The 18,311-nt window shown below is 66.5% G+C and carries 16 protein-coding genes; 8 read left to right on the forward strand and 8 right to left on the reverse strand.

Annotated elements, in window-relative coordinates; translation table 11 throughout:
- Positions 1–85 precede the first annotated feature (85 nt).
- Positions 86–826 (forward strand): FadR/GntR family transcriptional regulator, encoded by a 741-nt coding sequence (locus ACWEWT_RS11415; protein WP_452558236.1) that lies wholly within the window; start codon positions 86–88, stop codon positions 824–826.
- A gap of 67 nt (positions 827–893) precedes the next feature.
- On the opposite strand, the gene ACWEWT_RS11420 is transcribed toward ACWEWT_RS11415, so the two are convergent.
- The 8 genes from ACWEWT_RS11420 to ACWEWT_RS11455 all read right to left on the reverse strand — a co-directional run bounded on the left by ACWEWT_RS11420 (position 894) and on the right by ACWEWT_RS11455 (position 10,024).
- Positions 894–2,015 (reverse strand): CaiB/BaiF CoA transferase family protein, encoded by a 1,122-nt coding sequence (locus ACWEWT_RS11420; RefSeq protein WP_452558237.1) that lies wholly within the window; start codon positions 2,013–2,015, stop codon positions 894–896.
- 40 nt (positions 2,016–2,055) lie between these two features.
- Complete coding sequence (locus ACWEWT_RS11425; RefSeq protein WP_452558238.1) at positions 2,056–2,757, reverse strand: nitroreductase; 702 nt, start codon at positions 2,755–2,757, stop codon at positions 2,056–2,058.
- Positions 2,758–2,794: 37 nt separating this feature from the next.
- Positions 2,795–4,300 (reverse strand): TRAP transporter large permease, encoded by a 1,506-nt coding sequence (locus tag ACWEWT_RS11430; protein ID WP_452558239.1) that lies wholly within the window; start codon positions 4,298–4,300, stop codon positions 2,795–2,797.
- Entirely contained in the window at positions 4,293–4,790 is a 498-nt protein-coding gene (locus tag ACWEWT_RS11435; RefSeq protein ID WP_452558240.1) for a TRAP transporter small permease subunit, read from the reverse strand. Before ACWEWT_RS11435 ends, ACWEWT_RS11430 begins: the two co-directional genes overlap by 8 nt.
- Positions 4,791–4,919: 129 nt before the next feature.
- Positions 4,920–6,059, reverse strand: coding sequence for a C4-dicarboxylate TRAP transporter substrate-binding protein (locus tag ACWEWT_RS11440; protein ID WP_452558241.1), 1,140 nt, complete (start codon positions 6,057–6,059; stop codon positions 4,920–4,922).
- 78 nt (positions 6,060–6,137) lie between these two features.
- The gene (locus ACWEWT_RS11445; RefSeq protein WP_452558242.1) at positions 6,138–7,319 is read right to left on the reverse strand and encodes an acyl-CoA dehydrogenase family protein; all 1,182 of its coding nucleotides are present in this window, start codon (positions 7,317–7,319) and stop codon (positions 6,138–6,140) included.
- A 27-nt stretch (positions 7,320–7,346) separates the two neighbouring features.
- Positions 7,347–7,829, reverse strand: a complete 483-nt coding sequence (locus tag ACWEWT_RS11450; RefSeq protein ID WP_452558243.1) for a MaoC/PaaZ C-terminal domain-containing protein — start codon at positions 7,827–7,829, stop codon at positions 7,347–7,349.
- 14 nt (positions 7,830–7,843) lie between these two features.
- The gene (locus tag ACWEWT_RS11455; RefSeq protein WP_452558244.1) at positions 7,844–10,024 is read right to left on the reverse strand and encodes an acetate--CoA ligase family protein; all 2,181 of its coding nucleotides are present in this window, start codon (positions 10,022–10,024) and stop codon (positions 7,844–7,846) included.
- Between the two features lie 141 nt (positions 10,025–10,165).
- On the opposite strand from ACWEWT_RS11455, the gene ACWEWT_RS11460 reads away from it, so the two are divergent.
- The 7 genes from ACWEWT_RS11460 (at position 10,166) to ACWEWT_RS11490 (ending at position 18,289) form a co-directional block, all read left to right on the forward strand.
- Positions 10,166–11,347, forward strand: a complete 1,182-nt coding sequence (locus ACWEWT_RS11460; RefSeq protein ID WP_452558245.1) for a thiolase family protein — start codon at positions 10,166–10,168, stop codon at positions 11,345–11,347.
- Positions 11,347–11,805, forward strand: a complete 459-nt coding sequence (locus ACWEWT_RS11465) for a Zn-ribbon domain-containing OB-fold protein (RefSeq protein WP_452558246.1) — start codon at positions 11,347–11,349, stop codon at positions 11,803–11,805. Before ACWEWT_RS11460 ends, ACWEWT_RS11465 begins: the two co-directional genes overlap by 1 nt.
- A gap of 88 nt (positions 11,806–11,893) precedes the next feature.
- Positions 11,894–13,627, forward strand: coding sequence for an FAD-dependent oxidoreductase (locus ACWEWT_RS11470; RefSeq protein ID WP_452558247.1), 1,734 nt, complete (start codon positions 11,894–11,896; stop codon positions 13,625–13,627).
- Position 13,628: 1 nt separating this feature from the next.
- Positions 13,629–13,937 carry a YciI family protein gene (locus ACWEWT_RS11475; RefSeq protein ID WP_452558248.1) on the forward strand — a complete coding sequence of 103 codons (309 nt, stop codon included), beginning with the start codon at positions 13,629–13,631 and terminating at the stop codon, positions 13,935–13,937.
- Positions 13,938–14,074: 137 nt separating this feature from the next.
- The gene (locus ACWEWT_RS11480) at positions 14,075–15,376 is read left to right on the forward strand and encodes an MFS transporter (protein ID WP_452558249.1); all 1,302 of its coding nucleotides are present in this window, start codon (positions 14,075–14,077) and stop codon (positions 15,374–15,376) included.
- Between the two features lie 400 nt (positions 15,377–15,776).
- A complete protein-coding gene (locus ACWEWT_RS11485) occupies positions 15,777–17,252 on the forward strand; it encodes a cytochrome P450 (protein ID WP_452558250.1) in 1,476 nt (491 codons plus the stop codon).
- On the forward strand, positions 17,249–18,289 hold the full coding sequence (locus tag ACWEWT_RS11490) for a terpene synthase family protein (RefSeq protein WP_452558251.1): 1,041 nt from the start codon (positions 17,249–17,251) through the stop codon (positions 18,287–18,289). Before ACWEWT_RS11485 ends, ACWEWT_RS11490 begins: the two co-directional genes overlap by 4 nt.
- Positions 18,290–18,311: the final 22 nt, after the last annotated feature.

Consider the following 18,311-nt stretch of genomic DNA (forward strand, 5'->3'; position numbering starts at 1 on the left):
TTCGCCGGCGGAACCTCTAAACTGGGCGGCACTGGAGTCAATGGTTGAACCAACTCCCCTCAATAGTCGCGACAGGGAGGATCTGATGGATGCGCGGCTGAAATTCGAGCCCGCGAAAACTCGGCGGGCCTTCGATGACATCATCGAGCAGGTCCGTGACCGTCTCCAGTCGGGAGACCTGAGGCCCGGTGAGAAGTTGCCCAGCGAGCGTGAATTCGCGGAGCAGCTCGGGGTCAGCCGGAACACGGTACGCGAAGCGCTGCGAATGCTGGAGATCTCCGGGCTGGTGACCCTCAAGAAGGGCCATACGGGCGGCGCCTTCGTCGCGGATTCCACCTCGGGGGCCGTCGCCCGCGGGATTCTGGACGGGATGACCCTCACCCAGTACTCGCTGTCCGATCTGACCGAGGCGCGGATCGGGGTCGAAAGCCTGATCATCGAGAAAGTCTGTGAACGGGCCACCGAAGCCGAAATCGATGCGCTCGAGGAAGTGGTGGAGCGCACCGCCGCCATCGATGCCACCACCCGCTGGCGCGACAAGATGACGGTGCATCTGGAGTTCCACCAGAAGCTCACCGACGCGGCGCACAACCCCATCCTGTCGATACTGAACCGGCCGTTGATGGAGCTCACCCACGATCTGACCTTACGGGTGGGCCCTGCCGCCGACGACTACATCATCGAGTCCCGGTATCGACTGCTCGCGGCCCTGCGTAAACGCGATTCGGGCGCGGCGACCGCCGAACTCGAATGGTATCTGTCGAAGCTGCAGAGCCGCTGGATCGAGGGCACGAACCGCACGCACTCCGCCGAGAAACAGATGTAGTCGTGGCACCGGCCGGTGTCCGGGACGACCGGTCGGCAGCCGCCCCGGCACCGCCGGGTGAATCGAGCTATCCCGGATTCGCCGAAGCCCAGATCTCCCGAACGGGTGTGACGGTCCGGGGTGGGCCCGCCACAGTCCTGCGGTCGGTACGGGAGAACCGGGGAGCCGGTGCGGGCTGAGTTACTCCCTCTGATTCGACGATCGTCCCCCGGGCCACCAGATGCGGATCACGCGCCGCTTCTTCGTACGACAGCACGGGTGTCACGCACGCGTCGGTGCCGGCGAATATCTCGGTCCATTCCTGCCGCGTCCGGGTCTCGAAAACTCGGGTGAAGATCTCGCGCTGTTCCCCGTACCGGTCGCTGTCGTGCTGATCGGGTACCTCGTCGGGGCCGAGCCCGAGGCCGGCGACGAACGCCGAGAAGAATTGTGGTTCCAGCGCTCCCACCGCCATGTACCCGCCGTCCCGCGTTTCGTAGACATCGTAGAAGGGACGACCGGTGTCGAGCAGGTTCGTGCCGGGGATATCGGACCATCGGCCGCGGGGCCGCATCGCCCACATCCAATGGCCGAGCATGCTCGCGCCGTCCACCATGGCCGCGTCGATGGTCTGACCGCGACCGGAGGATTGCCTTTCGACCAGGGCGGCGGTGATGCCGAGGGTGACGAACATGGACCCGCCGCCGTAGTCGCCGACGAGGTTCAGCGGCGGCACGGGCGCCTGCCCGTATCGAGCGATGGCGTGCAGGTGCCCGGTCAGCGCCACGTAGTTGATATCGTGACCGGCCTGCTGCGCCCGCGGGCCGGTCTGCCCCCAACCGGTCATTCGCGCATAGATCAGCCGCGGGTTCCGCGCACCGCAGTCGCGGGGGCCCATGCCCAGCCGTTCCAGCACACCGGGACGGAATCCCTCGAGCAGTACGTCGGCACGGTCGATCAGTGCCATTATCTCGTCGCGGGCGTGGGGGTCCTTGAGGTTCGCTTCGACGAGGACACGGCCGCGCCGGGTGTGGTCGGGGTCGGCACCCTGCTGGGCGAGCCAGCCGGGCCGGGCCACGAGCACGACCTCCGCACCGAGATCGGCCAGCATGGTGGCGGCATGGGCACCGGGGCCGAGGGTGAGTAGTTCGACGACGCGGATCCCGGCGAGCGGGCCCGGCGCGTCAGCGGGTGGAGTAGGACTGGTCATGGGCGGATCCGGGCTCTTTCTACTCGAGGTCGGTGCCGGTTCACGTATCGATCCACTCGACGGCTTCGCGCAAGGACGCACGCGACGTCCGGAAGCTGTTGGCGGGGTGCGCTTCGTCCGCGTACCCGAAGGAGACCGCGCAGACGATGCGGCGATTCGCCGGGATCGCGAGCTGTTCGCGAACGGTCGCCGACGTCATGGCGATCGCCGCCTGGGGGACCGCGGCGATGCCCAGGCTCTGGGCAGCGAGCAGCAGTGTCGTGACATAGCCGCCGCAATCCACGGCGCCATAGGTGCCGAGTTGCTCGTCGGTGGTGATCAGGGCGATGTGGGGAGCGCCGAAGAATCGAAAGTTCGCCAGCCGCTGTTCTTCTCGGCGGCCGTGGTCCGCTCGGGCGATGCCGAGACTGTCGTACAACGCGTGACCGCATTCGCGGCGCCGGTCCCGATAGACGCCGGTGTACTCGCGCGGCGGCTCGAGTTCGGGCCGGCGTTCACCGCGGCGGGCCGCTTCGTAGAGCGCCGCCGCCAACCGCTGGGTCGCCGCGCCGCTGAGCACGTGCACCTGCCACGGTTGGGCGTTACACCAGGAGGGGGCACGCTGGGCGAGCAGGAGTATCCGCTCGATATCCGCGCGCGGCACCGCGGCGGGCCGGAAAGCACGACAGCTGTGGCGGGCGGTGAGCAGATCTTCGAGCGTCGCGTGCGGAACCGCTGGCAGTTCGGTTGCCGGGTCGGTCATTCGGTGGTCCTTCGAGGCGAATCGTGGTGTGGCATTCCTATGCGGCATTCGAGCGTCCGGGCAGCCACAACGCGAGATCGGGCCAGAAGATGAGTGCCGTGAGGACGACGAGCGCGGCGATGATGAACCAGGCGGTGCCCTTGAAGACATCGGTGAGATGAATTGTGCGGCCGAGGTTCACGTCGGGATGCTGGGCCAGCCGGTGCACGATATAGCTCAGCATGCCGATGGGCGGCGTGACCAGCCCGATCTCCACCAGGATCACCATGAAGACGCCGTACCAGATCATATCGATATCCAGTGCCGAGAGCACCGGCAGGAGGACCGGAACGGTCAGCAGGATCATCGCCAGACTGTCCATGAACATGCCCAGGATCAGGAATACGACGATCAGGACGAACAGAAAACCGACCCGTGAAAGGCCCATCCCGGTCACGGTATCCGCCATGATGTCGGCGAGGCCCGAGAGCGCGACCACCCGGGTCAGGACGTGCACACCGATCAGCAGCAGGAAGATGGAGGCCACCCCGGCGACGGTCTCCCGCAGGCAGGCGGCCAGCGTGACGCCGAGCTTGCGGACACTGCGGTCGCCGCCGAACAACCAGCCCAGCAATACGGCCAGCAGCGCACCGAAGGCACCGGCCTCGGTCGGGGTGAACAAACCCGTGTACATGCCGCCGATGATCGCGGCGATGATGACCACCATCGGGGCGACGCCGCGCAGCGAAGCGATCCGCGAGCGCCAGGTGACCTCGGTCGACTCCACGCGGGGCGCCAGGCCGGGATCGAGCATCGAACGGATCAGGATGAGCGCCGCGAACGCCACTGCCAGGATGAGCCCCGGCACCAGCGCGGCGAGGAGTTGCGGCCCGATCGCGGTACCGGCCGCCCCGGCGTAGACGACGAGGACGACGCTGGGTGGGATGAGCATCCCGAGCGTACCGGCCATGGCGACCACACCCACGGCGAGCGAGGGCTTGTAGTTCGCGCGCAACATCTCGGGGATGGTGATCCGGCCGAGGGCGTAGGAGATCGCGATGGAGCTGCCGCTGGCGGCCGCGAGTCCGGCCCCGGCGAAGTTCGTCGCGATGGCCAGTCCCCCGGGCAACTTGCCCATCCACTGCTGGGCCGCGTCGAACAGTTTGGTGGTGAGGTTGAACTTCCCCAGCGCGATGCCCATGAAAATGAACAGGGGGATGACGCTCAGGCTCCAGCTGGCCGCTGTCGCGAACGGTACATCTTCGAAAGTCACCGCCATGGCGTCGAATCCGGCCAACCGCCACAGCCCTACCCCGCCCGCCGCGAGGATCGCGATCCCGACCGGAACCCCGGCCAGCATGAGAAGTACCGTCATGGCGAGCACGACGAGACCCACCACCGAGTCGGCCATCGGGATCAGTCCGAGAGCCACCAGCGCCGCCACCGTGGTCACGGCGACGACGAGGATCACGTGGTCGGCCCGCGGCCCCCGGTTCGCGGCACCCGCTGGTTCCTCGGGCGTGGTTTTCGCCGAGCGGGTTTCGGTGGTCAGACTGTCAGCCATGATCGTTCCTCGTCGTCGAGCGGATGAACAGAGTGGCGGTCGAGACGGTCAGTTGCAGCGCGAACAGTGCCCATCCGACGGCCGTGAGGATCTTCACCGGCCATACCGGCAGAGTGACGGCGCCGAGCGCCTCGAGCCGGATCTCGGTGGCATAGATCGCACCGATCACGGCGTAGTAGGTCAGCGTCAGTACCACCACCAGCGTGACGATCCGGCCGGTGAGTTCGGTGACCTGCGCGATCCGCCCGCGCAGCCGGGCGACGACGATCGTCGCCCGGATATGTTCATCGGCGTACTCGGCATAGGCCAGGGACAGGAAGACGATCAACGGCATGAACAGGTATGCCGTCAGCTCGAGCGTTCCCGGGATCGGCTCGTTGAAGAGATTCCGGGATACGACATCGGCGGTGATCTGAACCGTCAGCAGCAATACGATGGCTCCCGCCACGACCCCCGCGAATCGAGCCAGGCTGCGCGATAACGCACTCAAGGGAGACAAACTCGTGGCAGGGGCTTCCATAACAGGCTCACTTTCCGCATCGATGCGGTTCGGGCAATAGAGATTTCAGGGGCCGGCCGGAGGCAGACCGGCCACCCGGCGGTTCGGAGAACGGGAATTCTATGGACGGTGGCGGTCGAAAACTTCACGACGTACCTCGGCGGCGTACTCCGTCAGATCGATATCTCCGTTGTTACCGGCGGCACCCAGGTCCATCGTGGCCAGCCGATCGTGCCAGATACGCATGATGTTCGCGTAGTCGCGGACGATCGTTTCCGGCGATTCGATCCGGTCGGGGGCGACGGCAGGTAATTCCGCCCGCACCGCTGCCTGCTGATCTTTCAGAACTGCTGTTACTTCGTCGGCCGGATCGTAAAACTTCAGTCCGTGTTTCGAGATCCCGGTATCGACGAGGATCTTTTCCAGACCCAGTCCTTCGTATTCGAGATAGCCTTGGAACCACAGGTACGCGGCATCCCATATCACCCGCTGATCTTCGACCGGCAGTGCATCCCAGACCTCTTGATTCATCACGACGTACTGGGCATTGATACCGGTCAGCGGCAGGTGGGTGTAGTGCTTGGCGACCTCCCAGAATCCGTAGGAGGTCACCGTTTTGGGCGAGGCGAGCGCGCAGTCGATGACCCCGCGTTCGAGTCCCTCGTAGGTTTCGCCGATGGACAGGCTGACCGGGGTCATCCCCAGCGCCCGGACCTCGTCGTCCCACATTCCGCCACCGGACCGGACACGTTTGCCGGCAGCATCCGCGAGGGTGGTGATCGGCGTCTTGCACAGGATGTCGTAGTTGGTGATGGGATGCGCCGAGAAAAGCAGCTTCATTCCGCGATTCTCGAACTGCCGATTGACATCCGCGCTGGACATCGCGAAATCGGACTGGGCAGCATTCGCTTGCATGACGCCTCGGGGATAGTCGGTATCGGCCGAGTTGCCGAGACGCGAAAGCCAGTCGGTGACCGGAAATTCACTCGCGTAGTAGGTGGCGGTGAACATACCGAGATCCGCGACGCCGCCGCGCACACCCGAGGCCATATCCGTACCCGACAGCAGGCTCCCGCCCCAATACGCGTCGAAGGTGATGCGGCCGCCGGTACGGTCGGTGACCTCGGCGGCGAAGGCACGGAAACCGTCGCCCGACTGCGCACTCGTGTAATCCGCGTAACGCAGCACCAGCGCCTCGCCGGACCGCTGCCCGACCGTGGCGCCGCAGGCCGAGGCGAGCAGCAGTATCGCCGCTGCCACGGCACCGCGGCGCAGACACCTCCCGAATCGCGCAGCGGGTATTCTTCGCCCCATTGTGATACCTCTCGTCACGGGGGCTCAGAGTCCCATTCGTTTGGCTATGACATTGCGCTGGATCTCGTTCGTTCCGCCACCGATGGGACCGACCCGGGAGTCGCGGAAGAACATCTGCATATCGTATTCCATGGAATAACCGGCGCCACCGAGAATCTGTAATCCCATATCGGCACATTTGAAGTTGTTCTCGGTGCAGACGATTTTCGCGATCGATGTCTCCTCGATCGCGTCGTGGCCCGCATCGAGGAGTTCGGCGACCCGGTAGACCGACTGCCGTGCGGTTTCGGCCATGATCCGCATATCGACCAGCTTGTGCTGAATCACTTGGAAATTCGAGATCGGCTGGTCGAACTGGATGCGATTCTTCGCGTATTCCTGGGCGTACTCGGTGATCCGGAAGCAGTGCCCGGCCGAGATCGACGCCAGCGCCAGCCGCTCGACGGCCAGGCATTTCATGAGATTCTTCCAGGTCTTGTTCTCCTCGCCGATCAGGTTCGCCGCGGGCACGAAGACCTCGTCGAGTATCACCTCGTTCGCGTGCGTGGTGCGCCGGCCGAGCATCGAGAGCGGGTTGATCGTCACGCCCGCGGCCCGGGCGTCGACGAGGAACGTACTCAGCCCCTGGTGGCGAGGCGCGGACGGATCGGTCTTGGCGATGACGACGAGATAGTCGGCCACATGACCGCAGGTGATCCACACCTTCGTCCCGGACAGCACGTACCCGTCGTCGCGGCGGACCGCTTTCGTCTTCAGACCCGCCACATCGGAGCCGGTCCCCGGTTCCGACATGGCCAGCGCGAGCTTGACCTTTCCCTCGATGATCTGCGGGATGATGCGACTCTTCAGTTCGTCGGAGCCGAACTTGGCGACGTGGCCACCCGCGTAGATCGAGGTGGTCATCACCCCCTGGCCGATACCGGTGTAGTGGTATCCGAGGGTTTCCATGAGAACCGTCAGATCCTTGAACGACCCGTCGGCCCCGCCGTATTTCTCCTCGAACGGAATACCGAGGAATCCGGATGCGGCGAGCGCCTGGTACGCCTCTTCCGGGAACTGCCGGTTCTCGTCGAGTTCACGAATACTGCCGAGGGGCAGCGTGCGGTGCAGAATGTCCAGCACACTGTCGCGGATCATGACTTGTTCCTCGGACAGCCCGGCAGTGTTGACGAGACCGCCGTGCTGGCGGACGACTGCGGTGGTCATACGGTTACTCCTTGTGGTCTGTTCGATTCAGCGAGGGGTGTTGCCGGATGCGGCGGCCGCGAGACCGGCCTTGCTGTACACCATGGTTTTCATCAGCCCGCGCTGGACGATCTGCGAGTTCTGATCGAGTAGCTCCATCCGCCGGACCACCACCCCGCGATCGGGTTTGGTCGAGCTCACCCGGCTCGATACGACGGTGGTGCGCAGGTGGACCGTGTCGCCGATGAAAACGGGGGCGAGGAATTGCCATTCGTCGACGCCGAGGGCGGCGATGGAGGTGCCGTCGAACTGCCCCATCCGGGCGCTGAGTCCCGTGCAGATGGACATGCCCAGGGTTCCGTGCGCGATGCGCCGGCCGAGCGGCGAGCGAGCGGCGTATTCGGCGTCGGTGTGCATCGGGTTCGTATCGCCGGAAACCCAGGAATACTGGACCACGTCGGTTTCGGTGACGGTGCGCCCGGGACTGACCGATACTTCACCGATTACGAATTCTTCGACACATTTGCCCATGTTCTGTTGTCCTCCTAGACGGTCGCTGCTTCGGTATCGCGTACGGCGACGAGGGCGTCGGCGGCGGTGGCGCCGGAACGGCCGACGATCAACGGGTTCACATCCACCTCGGTGAGGATGTCCGCGAGGTCGCCGACCAGCTCCGAGAATCGGGCGACGGCGTCGACCAGGGCCGCCATGTCGTAGCCGGGATCGCCCCGCACACCGGTCAGGATCTTGTGCAGCCGCAGTGATTCGATCATCCGACGGGCATCGTCCACCGATACCGGCGCCAGCCGGGTCGAGATATCACGATGCAGTTCCACCAGGATGCCGCCGGAACCGACGGTGATCAGCGGACCGAACTGTCGATCGATCCGGGCGCCGAGCAGGACCTCCGCCCCGCTGTCCAGCATTGTCTGCACGCTGAGACCCTCGACCCGCGCGCCGGGCGCGAACAGGCCGACGCTGTCGAGGATTTCCGCCGCTGCGCGGCGCACTTCCTCGGCGGAGGTGAGATCCAGCCGGACCGCGCCGATTTCGGTTTTGTGCTGGATATCGGGCGAAGCGACCTTGAGCACCACCGGATAGCCGATCCGGTCCGCCGCCTGCGCCGCCTCGTCCGGGGTGCGGGCCGCCACGTCCTGGGGAACGGCGATCCCATAGGCGGACAGGATGGCCTTCGCCTGCTGTTCGGTCGGCGCCGTCGCGCCGATACCACCTGCGGTGAGAATGCCACGGGCGGTTACCGCGGCGGCGGCGTCCGAGACGCGCTTCGCGCGGCGGGTGCCGGCCAGGTGCCGGCGTCGCGCATGCCAGCCCTGCCACAACCGGATCGCACGCATACACCGTGCCGGGGAACGGAACAGCGTGACGTTCGGATCGCCGTCGAGGACGCGGCTGCCCGGACCCTCCAGCCAATCGTTCATCCACACCGCGGCGAGGGCGGTATCGGTGCGGGCCCCGGCCGCGCTGAGCAGCGGCGCGCGCACACCGGTCGTCGACTCGTGCACGAATACCAGCGGCACCACAACTACGCCGAGGCCCGGATCGGCGGCGAACGCGTCCAGGCAGCGGGAGAAGGTGGCCGCGTCCTTGAGCACTTCGGCGGTCAGATCGGCCGGGTTACCGATCGACCCGAACACCGGTACGACTTCGGTGAGGACATCGCGGGTGCGCTTGTGCAGATCGGGCAGGTCGAGTTCGTTGTCCTCCGCCTTGTCGGCGTTGATCACGCCGGCGCCCCCGGAGGTGGACATGATGCCGACCCCGGGCCTGTCGGGACCCTTCGGATTCTTGGCGAAGAACGCGGCGGTTTCGGTCAACGCTTCGAGGTCGTCCAGCCAGATGGCACCGACCTGTTCGCAGGCCGCGCGATAGGCCGCGGTCGAACCGGTCAGGGTGCCGGTGTGCGACAGCGCGGCCCGACCGCTCTTCTCGCTGTTACCCGCCTTGTAGACGATGAGCGGTTTACCGGCGGCCGCGGCGAGTCCGGCGGCCCGCAGGAAGCGCTCGCCGCTCCCGACCCCTTCCAGCAGGCAGATGATCACTTCGGCCGTGGGCTCTTCCGCCAGATAGGCGATGTAGTCGCAGACATCGACATCGGCGGAATTCCCCGCGGCGAGGTAATGGCTGATACCGACGCCGCGCGCGACAGCCTGCAGGACGGTGTAACCGAGTGCGCCGCTCTGGGACACGATCGCGATTCCCCCGTCCGCGCCCGCGGTGATCGCCCCCGAGTCGGTCATGAAGTTCATGGCGCCGCCGGTGGCGACATTGACCAGGCCTACACAGTTCGGTCCCGCGACCCGCAGGCCGGTGCGCCGGGACAGTTCGGCGATGGCATGCTGTGCGGCGATGCCCTCGTCGAGACCGGTTTCGCTGAAGCCCGAGGCGTAGACGATGGCGCCGCGGGCGCCGATCCGAGCGGCTTCCTCCAGTGTCTCCAACACCAGATGCCTTGCCACACAGACAATTACGCAGTCGGGCACTTCGGGAAGATCACCCAGCGTAGGTACGCAGACCCGGCCTTCGACACTGTCGTAGCGGGGGTTCACTCCGTAGACGTGGCCGGTGAAGCCGCGCAGGTTCTCCATCGTGCGATGACCGAAACCACCCGGGGTCGTCGAGGCCCCGACCACCGCGATCACCGCGGGATCGATGAGTTTTTCCAGGTCATCGTGGAGAAACAGACTTCTCCCGTTCGGCTGGGTCACAGAATCCTCCTTCTGAACAAGTGGCGCATTGGTCCTTCCATTGATATGTTGTGAGTCACAAACCGATCTGTCAAGAGGCCGCATCACACCGACAGTGCTTTCAGGCCGTCGAGAAGTAGGGACTCGCCCGTGGAGAAAACCGTGACCATCATCGGGGCCGCCGCCCTGCCCGTCGGCAAATGGCAGAGCACGCCGGACTCGGCTGTCCACGTACTCGAACACGAGGTCCTGGCCCGGCTGGTACTGCAAGCCACCGCGGCAGCCGGAATCGACAAAAGCGATGTGCAGGGAATGGCTTTCGCGCAGCCCCGGCCCTATACGGCACAGAAGTACTTCGCCACCTTCATGGCGCACTATCTGCGGCTACCGTGTGCGGGAAACGTCTGCGAAGTACTGGGCAACGGGATGACCGGCGGCTTCGCCTTCGAGCACGCCGCCAACGACATCCTGCTCGGGCGCTCGAAAGTCTCGCTGGCACTGGGTGTCAACTTCGAAACGGCCATCCCCGCACGCGAACACATGATGAGTTCGATGCGCGCCGTGGGCGATGTCGACTTCCAGGCCCCGTTCGGGATCACGCCGATCGCCTGGTACGCGATGGATGCCACACGCTACATCCACGACCACGGATCGTCGCGCGCGGAGCTGGCCACCGTCGCGGTGAAGAATCGCCGTCATGCCGAACTGAACCCGTTGGCGCAGTTCCGCACTCCGATCACCCTCGACGAGGTACTGGCCCAGCCCATGATCGTCGAACCGCTCGGACTCTTCGAGGTACCACCGCGCAGTGACGGCGCCGTCTGCCTCGTCCTCGCCGAAGAGGAGGTTGCCCGATCGACGGGCCGACCGTATGTGCGCGTTCGCTCGCGCGGCTTCTATCACGAAGGAGCACACCAGATCAGCGAAACACCCAACGATATGACCGCGCTCGAGGCCGCCCGAGTCGCCGGGCGGCAGGCCTACGACGACGCCGGGGTCACTGCGGCCGATATCGACCTGGCCGAAATCTACGCGCCGTGCACCATAGTCGAGGTATTGGCCGCGGAAGCCCTCGGCCTGACACCTCGTGGCATGGGGGCGAAATACGCGGCCGAGGGTCGCACCGGCCTCGGCGGCGATATCCCGATCTGCACCTCCGGTGGTCTCACTTCACGCGGGCACCCCGCCTACATCACCCCGCTCTACAGCTTCGTCGAAGCATTCGAGCAGCTGTGTGGAGCGGCCGGCGCGCGCCAGGTCCACGACGCGGAACTAGCGCTCACCAGCGCCGAACTCGGCAATTACAACGCCGCGCTGGTCCACATTCTGGAAGGCGTGCACTGATGATCCCGATCGTCGATATCCCCGCTCGGCATCCCTACCCGCCGCGTATCACCGAGGCCACCGAGCCGTTCTGGACCGCGCTGCGCGAAGGCCGGTTGATCACGACCGCGAGTACCGCCACCGGCCGGCCCACCTTCCCGCCGAAACCGATCGACCCGCACACCTGGGATCCGGAGGTCACCTGGATCGAACTGTCCGGCCTGGGCACCCTCTACTCGTTCACCACGATCCACGCCGCGCCCACCGCGTTCGTCGACGAGGTGCCCTACCGCGTATGCGTCGTCGACCTCGACGAAGGGCTGCGCCTGGCCACTCGTTTGTGGGGCGACACCGAGGTCCGGCCCGACGATCGAGTCGAGATCGTCGCCCTCCGTTACACCGACCGGATGTCCTTCGCCGCACGGCCCGTCGGCACCGGCGACCGGCCCGGTAACCCCGGGCCCGCACCGGCCCGGTAACCCCACCCCTCCGAGTACTCCCTCATCCGGCAACGCCGCGCGAACCACGGCCGCGCCCGGATAACGCTCAGCGGAAAGGAAACGAAGTATGAGCCCGAAAACCGTCAAATGCGATCTGTTGATCGCCGGGTCCGGCGCGGCCGGGATGGCCGCGGCGCTCAAGGCGGCGAGCGAAGGCCACAGCGTGATCGTCGCCGAGAAGTCGCAGTGGCTCGGCGGCACCACCGCGATATCGGGCGGCTGGGCATGGGTTCCCGGCAACAAACAGGGTGTTGCCGAAGGTGACACCCGGGAAGAAATCGAGACCTACATCAGGGCGCTCGCCGAGGATTGCTTCAAGGCCGAAATGGTGGGGACCTTCCTCGACGAAGTACCGGAGGCCATCGACTGGCTGGAGCGGGAAACCGATGTCGAATTCGTCTACCCCGAAATGGCACCCGACTATCAGATGGATGTCCCCGGCGCCAAGGCCTCCGGCCGGGCGATCTCCGGCAAGATGGCGGACGCACGCATGCTCGGCGCGAACCGGCTGCGCCTGCGCCCCTACCTCGACACCTATACGGTGTTCGGCTACATGCCCGAGGTCGGGCCCGATATCGCGGAATTCCTACACGCGAACCAATCGTGGAAGTCGTTCGTATATGTGACGAGAAAACTGCTGAAGACCTGGACCGAGACCGCCGTATTCCGCCGCTCCTTCGATCGCACCAATGGCAACTCGCTCATGGTGCGGATGGTCTCGTCGGCCGCGAAGCTCGGCATTCGGATGTGGACCGGCACCCCCGTGACGAAGATCGTCCGCAACGAGCACGGCATCGTGACCGGCGCCGTACTCGGCGGCGCGCAGGCATGCACCGTGGAGGCGCGGCTCGGCGTGGTGATCGCCGCGGGCGGATACTCGGCGGACGCCGCACTGCGCGGCGAATACTGGCAGCACGACCCGCAGGGCCACAACCACTTCACGCCGACGGTGGGTCACGACGGCGACAATGTCCGGCTCGCCGCGCCGCTCGGTGGGCACGTCGATACCGCAGTGCACGAACCCGCCGCCTGGGCACCGGTCACCGTGTTCACCGGGCTGCGCGGGCAGCAGCGTATCTTCCCGCACCTGCGCGCCTTCGGGCTGCCGGGTCTGATAGCGGTGAACCGCCGCGGTGAGCGTTTCGCCAACGAATCTAGTTCGTACCACGATTTCGGCGTAGCGATGATCCGGGACAATACCGGCGCCGACGGTACGGTCGGCTATATCATCGCCGACTCGAAAGCGATGCGGAAGTACGGTATCGGCTATGCCAAGCCCTGGCCGATCCCACAGGGTTACTTCAAGAAGACCGGGTTCCTCCACCGAGCGGACACGGTCGACGAACTCGCGGACGAGATCGGCATCGATGCCCGCGGCCTGAAGAAGACGCTCGCGGAGTTCAACAGCGGCGCAGCGCGGGGCGAGGACCCGAAATTCAACCGGGGATCCAACTGGTTCCATCACTTCAAGGGCGATATGGCCCATACCCCGAATCCCAACCTTGAACCGATCGACAAGGGCCCCTATTACGCGGCGCGGATCCAGATGGGCGATCTCGGCGCCTACTCTGGTCTGGCCGTCGACACACACAGCCGGGTACTCGATCAGGACGACCGGCCCATTCCCGGACTGTTCGCGGCCGGTTCGGCGGCGGTGAGCATATTCGGTGGCGGCTATCCCGGATACGGCGCGAACATCGGACCTGCCCTCGTCTTCGGTTACACCATCGGCCGCGACGCCGCCGGCCTCGCCCGGCAGTCCCACGGTGCCGCGGCCGCCGAGCCCTCGAAGGGTGCGTGACGTGGCGTTCTTCCTGGTCCGGTATCGCTATACCGACGACCGCGCGGGCCGCGACGCGCGGCGCCCCGCGCACAAGGATCACCTCGCCGCGGCAGCGGACCGGGGGCTGATCCTCGGATCCGGGCCCTTCGCCGCCGGTGAGCAGGCCGGCGCGGCGATGATCTATTCGGCCCACCGGAAGGACGACATCGTCGCAGTCGTCGAAGAAGACCCGTTCTACCGGCACGGATACATCGCCTCGTACGAGATCACAGAGTGGATCCCGATGATCGGTCCGTGGGCGGCCGACGCCCGGGCGCGCCACCCGTAAGCGGAATCGGCCGAATTCCACTTCGTCCGGGGCCGGGCGGCGTCGTCCATGTATTCGAGCACACCGCTGCGGTAATTCCGACGGTTTGCCGACAGACGCCTTCCGCCGGGCGATATCGAGCGATGGAGGGAAAGGGTATGGCTACCGAATCGCTGTCGGGCGAAGTGGAAGTCGTCGATGGACGGGCCGCTGTCGTCCGGACCCCGTGGGGCAAACACGCGCTGGCGAGCGTGCTCTTCTTCCTGCTGGGTTCGGAAATGTTCGTCCTGTCCCCGCTGATCCCCGTGCTGGCGAACGAGTTCGGCGTCTCCACCGCCCGCGCGGCCGTATCGGTCTCCGCCTTCGCGCTGACCTACGCCACCGTCAGTCCGCTGGTGGCGGCCCTGGCCGACAGGTGGACCCGCCGGACGACGATCGTGGCCGGAGCCTGCGTATTCGTCGCCGGCGAAATGCTCAGCACGCTGGCACCGTGGTACGAGTTCCTCATCGCGGGACGAGTACTCGCCGGTGCCGGCGCCGCGCTGATGGGTCCCGCGGTGTGGTCCTATGTCACGGAGACCGCCGCCGCGACAGAACGCGGTCGCGCGGTGTCACGCGTCTCCGCGTTCTTCGCGGCGGGCCAGATCCTGGGTGTCCCCGCCGGTGCGGCCGTCGCCGATACCGTGAGCTGGCGGTGGGTATTCGCGGCCATCGCGATCGCCGCGGCCGTCGCCACCGTACTGGTGGGCCTCGAGCTGACCGGCGAGACCCGCGTTCCGCCACGAAACCGCAGTCCACGGCGGGTGCTGGCGGCATCGGTCGGGCTGTGGCGCAACCGCGACTTCACCCTGGTGGTGTCCGCGAACTTCTTCGCCCAGGCCGCCCGGTACGCGACCTACACCTTTGCCGGTGCCCTGCTCCTGCACCGGTTCGGTTTCGACACCACTCGGCTCGGCCTCGTCGGCGCGGCGGTCGGATTCGGGTCGATGATCGGCGCGCTGGTGGCCGGGTACCTCGTCGATCTCTTCCACCGGTGCGGTCGCGACCAGTTCATCCTGAACATCGGCTACGGGTCGCTGATGATCGTGGGGCTGTATGCCGCAACGAGCTCGGATATCGCCTGGGTCTGCGTCGCGGGGTGGGTGGTCACCTTCGCGGCCGGCGCGGCGTATGTCGGTACCGGCCAGGAATACCTCACCGCGACAATGGGCGATCTCCGCGCCCCCGCGGTCTCCTGGAACAACTCCGCGCTCTACGCCGGCACCGCGGCCGGCACCGCGGTACTCGGAACCACAGCGCTGGGCTCCACCCCGTTCACTGTCCTCGCCGTCTCGTTCGCCGCCGCCGCCGTGCTCCTGAGCGGAGCGGTCGCGCTCCACCACCGAGCCGGCCGCCGTTCGGAGGCACCTCGCCGCCGAACTGTGGCAGTGGTGCGGCGGAAGGGAACCCCGCGCCGATAGGGCGTGCGGACACTCGCGGTCGGGACTTCGCGTTCTCCGCTGCCCGCGATATTCGTACGGCCGGCGAGACCGGGCACCACCGTCGAGGCCGACCCCGGCCGGTCATCCCTGCTGACCGGCATCCCGGTTGCCGATGTGCCGTTTCTACCTATTCGACGATCCTCGGTTCGTCGGCGGTCAGCGGCGACGACCCCGGCGGGATCGAGGGGTTCTCGCCGAGAGTGGTCGCGCACCGGAGAGCGTGCTGACACCGACGAAGATCCCCGGTCGGCCGCGCCGGCCGGGGCTCGGGATATCGAAGGCCGGCCTCCGCGCTGTCGGGAGATCGGTAGACGGGTTGCCGTCGGTGGAAGCACATGTTCGTCCGTGCCGGCCGACACGAACGGAAATGATTTCTGCGATGACCGAAGTACCGCAGCCGGCCCACAGATGCCTGCGCGACCGAGTACGCCTACCCGGCCGCACCTTCGGTCGGTCGCCCGGCTCGGCCCGGCCGACGGTCCCGTCGGCGCCCGGCGCGGCCCGGCTGTCCGGTCATATCGTGCCGCTGCTGCGCGACCCGCTGGCGTTCCTGTCGTCTCTGGCGAGTACCGGCAGTGCACTCGTACGAATACGGATAGGTCCCGGGGACGCGGTCATCGTCTGCGATCCGGACCTCGCCGATCGAGTGTTGCGTGACGATCGCACGTTCGACAAGGGCGGCCCGCTGTTCGACGTAGCGCGCAGAGCGGTGGGTGACAATGTGATCACCTGCCCGCACAGTATGCATCGTCGGCAGCGGGGTTCGATCCGGCAGACGTTCGGCCGCGCCCGGCTCACCCGCTACGGCCGAGCGATGACGGCGGAGGTCGATGCGGTGACCGCCGGCTGGTACGACGGTCAGGTCGTGGATATGTCCGCCGAGACCTTGCGCCTGGCTACCCGGACGGTGACGGCGACCATGTTCTCCGGCACCCTCGCACCGCACATCCGCGAGCGCGCACTGGCCGATGTCACGGTTGTCGTCACCGGGCTGTACCGGCAGATGCTGTCACCGCCACTGCTGAATCGGCTACCGACGCCCGGCAACCGACGCTATGAGCGAGCGCACGCGCGGCTTCGCGAATTGATGATGACAATTGTCGCCGAACGGCGAATCGACGGCACCGACCACGGGGATCTGGTGTCGGCCATGCTCTCGGCCCGAGATCCCGGGGAGACGGGCCCATCCGCCGGCCTCGGCGACGGAACGACCGACAGCCGGATCTGCGATCAGCTCATGGCCTTCTTCATCGCCGGATCGGAGACCACCGCGAGCGCGCTGGCCTGGGCATTGGATCTGCTGCTGGAGCACCCCGAGATCGAGGAACGCCTGCATCGGGAAACGAGCCGGGTCCTCGACGGCACCGCGGCCCGCTACCGGGACCTGCCCGACCTACCGCTGACGGGACATATCGTCACCGAAGCGCTGCGGCTCTATCCGCCCGGCTGGCTGTTCACCCGGACGGTCACCGCCGATACACGCCTCGGCGGTTACGACCTGCCCGCCGGAACCTCGCTGGTGTACAGCCCGTATCTCCTGCATCGTCGCGGAGATCTCTACGAGAACCCCGATCGATTCGATCCAGATCGATGGGACCCGGAGCAACCGCCGATTCCACGGAAGGCGTTCGTAGCATTCGGTGCCGGTCCGCGGCGCTGCGCCGGCGACGCCTTCGCCGTCACAGAACTCACGCTGGCACTGGCTACGATCGCCGGCCGCTGGCGAATCCGCCACCGGGTCGGTACCCGCGGCCGTCCGGCGGTGGCGATGGCACTGCGTCCCCGCGAACTGCGGATATGTCTGCGCTCCGCCGGTTGCGGCGACGCTCGGCCGACGGCGGCAGGTCACCGATGACCGATCTCGAACGGCCCGCGCTGCCCGGGATCTTCTGCCCTATCGAGCCCGTTGCTCATCCCGCGGTCGAACGGATCGAAGCTCGGTCGATCGAGTGGTTGCGGGCCGGCGACTTCCTCGACGATCCGTACCTGGGACGCGCGCTGGTCGCGACCAGATCGGCGGAGTTCATGGCGAGGATGGCACCGCACGGCCGCGTCGATCGATTGCAGATCGCCGCGGATTGGGCCTATTGGGGATTCGCCTTCGACGACCGCTTCGACCGGGGCCCGCTGTCGCGGGATCTCGGTGGGTTCGTGTCCTGTGCCAACCGGATCGTGCGGGCGCTGGAGGCACCCGGCTCGAATCCGGTGCGGACCGATCCGCTGCTGAGCGGCCTGATCGATATCTCGACACGGTTCGCCGAATGTGTGACACCGGTTCAGCATCGCCGATGGACGCAGGCCCACCGTGCCTGGCTGTTCGGGGTCTGCGCCGAAATGAGTACGACCGCGACACCGACCGTGGACGAATACCTCACCATCCGGATCAACAACGCCGCGGGCGAAGTCGTGACCGCCACTACCGAACTGGTGAACGAGTACGAGCCGCCGGCCGCGGAGTTGGAGCTGCCCCGGGTCCGGGCGCTCACCGAGATGGCACGGATGCTGGCGGCGCTGGACAACGACCTGCACTCCCACCGCAAGACAGTGGCGTTGAACGAGAGCAACCAGTTCGATCTGCTGACGGTGATCGCGGCACGCGATACCTGCGGGCTGGACGAGGCCGTCGTACGGGCCGTGCGGTTGCGCGACCGGATCATGTGCCGGTTCCTCGTGGCGGGTGCTCGGACCGGCGGGCTGAGCACGGACACCCGGCACTATCTCCACGGCCTGCGGCACGTGGTCCGCGGCAATCTCGATTGGGCCCTCGAGGTCGAGCGGTACGCGGTCGACGGTCGAACCGTCGCCGACTGTTTCACCATCGGCGACTCCCCCACCGATTCCGCACCCGACAGTCCCGGACTGCCGTCGATCGACTGGTGGTGGCAGGTGTGACCCGACTCGCGCGCGGACTCCG

This window comes from Nocardia sp. NPDC003963 (assembly GCF_053605105.1).